The organism is Bradyrhizobium sp., assembly GCF_049798375.1.
GTDB lineage: Bacteria > Pseudomonadota > Alphaproteobacteria > Rhizobiales > Xanthobacteraceae > Bradyrhizobium.
This window is the reverse complement of record NZ_JBARGP010000161.1, coordinates 1-1,846: the sequence shown is the minus strand read 5'-3', so window position 1 is coordinate 1,846 and position 1,846 is coordinate 1. Positions and strand designations below refer to the sequence as shown.

General features: G+C 62.6%; 1 pseudogene. It reads right to left on the bottom strand.

The features are described 5' to 3' along the window. Positions 1-1,846 (bottom strand): annotated as a pseudogene (locus WA702_RS06910) (DNA-directed RNA polymerase subunit beta'); the annotation flags it as partial.

The following is a 1,846-nucleotide window of genomic DNA, read 5'->3' as shown; positions in this document are numbered from 1 at the left end:
GGCTCGCCTTGGTGATGCCGAGCAGAACCGGGACGCCGGTGGCGGGCTTCTTGGCCTCTTCCACGGCCTTCGCGTTGAGCACGTCGAACTCGATCTTGTCGACCTGTTCGCCCGAGATCATGTCGGTGTCGCCCTGGTCGGTGACCTCGATCTTCTGCAGCATCTGACGGACAATCACCTCGATGTGCTTGTCGTTGATGAGCACGCCTTGCAGCCGGTAGACCTCCTGGATTTCGTTGACCAGATAGGCAGCGAGTTCCTCGATGCCCTTGATCGCCAGGATGTCGTGCGGTGCCGGGTTGCCTTCGACGATGAAGTCGCCCTTTTCGACGATATCGCCGTCCTGCAGATGGATGTGCTTGCCCTTCGGGATCAGGTACTCACGCGGCTCCTCGGTCTTGTCGATCGGCTCGATCGAGATGCGGCGCTTGTTCTTGTAGTCGCGGCCAAAGCGGATGGTGCCCGCGATTTCCGCGATGATCGCCGCGTCCTTCGGCTTGCGCGCCTCGAACAGTTCCGCCACCCGCGGCAGACCGCCGGTGATGTCACGGGTCTTGGCACTCTCGGTCGAGATACGGGCAAGGATGTCACCCGCCTTGACCGTCGAGCCGATGTCGACCGACAGAATGGCGTCGACCGACAGCATGTACCTCGCATCGCCGCCGCGGGCGAGCTTCAGCACCTTGCCGTCCTTGCCCTTGATCACGATCGCGGGCCGCAGATCGGCGCCGCCACGCGTCGAGCGCCAATCGATGACGACGCGCTTGGCGATACCGGTCGATTCATCGAGCGTTTCCGAGATCGACAGACCTTCAGTCAGATCCTCGAACCCGATCGTACCCTCGGCTTCCGTGAGGATCGGGCGGGTATAAGGATCCCACTCGGCGATACGCTGGCCGCGCTTGATCGTGTCGCCCTCGTCGACGTGCATACGGGCGCCGTACTGGATACGGTGCGTCGCACGCTCGGTGCCGTCGGGATCGACGATCGCAACCACCATGTTGCGCACCATGGCGACCAGATGGCCTTCGCTGTTGCGCGCGATCGCCTTGTTGCGGATCACGACCTTGCCTTCGAAGTTCGATTCGACGAAGGACTGCTCGTTGAGCTGCGCGGCGCCGCCAATGTGGAACGTGCGCATGGTCAGCTGGGTGCCCGGCTCACCGATCGACTGTGCGGCGATGACGCCGACAGCTTCACCGTGATTGACCGGAGTACCGCGAGCCAAGTCGCGACCGTAGCACATCTTGCAGATGCCGTTGACGAGTTCGCAGGTCAGCGCCGAGCGGATCTTCACCTCTTGCACGCCAGCCTGCTGGATGGCGTCGATATGGCTCTCCTCCATCAACGTGCCGGCCTTGATCAGCACGTTACCGGAAGCCGGATCGCGCACGTCGTCGCAGGGCACGCGACCTAGAATCCGCGAGCCGAGCGAAGCCACGACCGTGCCGGCATCGACGATGGCGCGCATCTTGATGCCGAGATGGGTGCCGCAATCGTCCTGCGTGATGATGCAGTCCTGCGCCACGTCGACCAGACGGCGGGTCAGGTAGCCGGAGTTCGCGGTCTTCAACGCGGTGTCCGCGAGGCCCTTACGGGCACCGTGGGTCGAATTGAAGTACTCGAGAACCGAGAGACCTTCCTTGAAGTTCGAGATGATCGGCGTTTCGATGATCTCGCCCGACGGCTTGGCCATCAGGCCGCGCATACCGGCGAGCTGACGCATCTGGGCCGGCGAACCGCGGGCACCGGAATGCGACATCATGTAGATCGAGTTGATGTCGGCATCCGCACCAGACGCCGTCTTCTTGGTGACGGAGATTTCCTTCATCATCTCCTTGGCGAT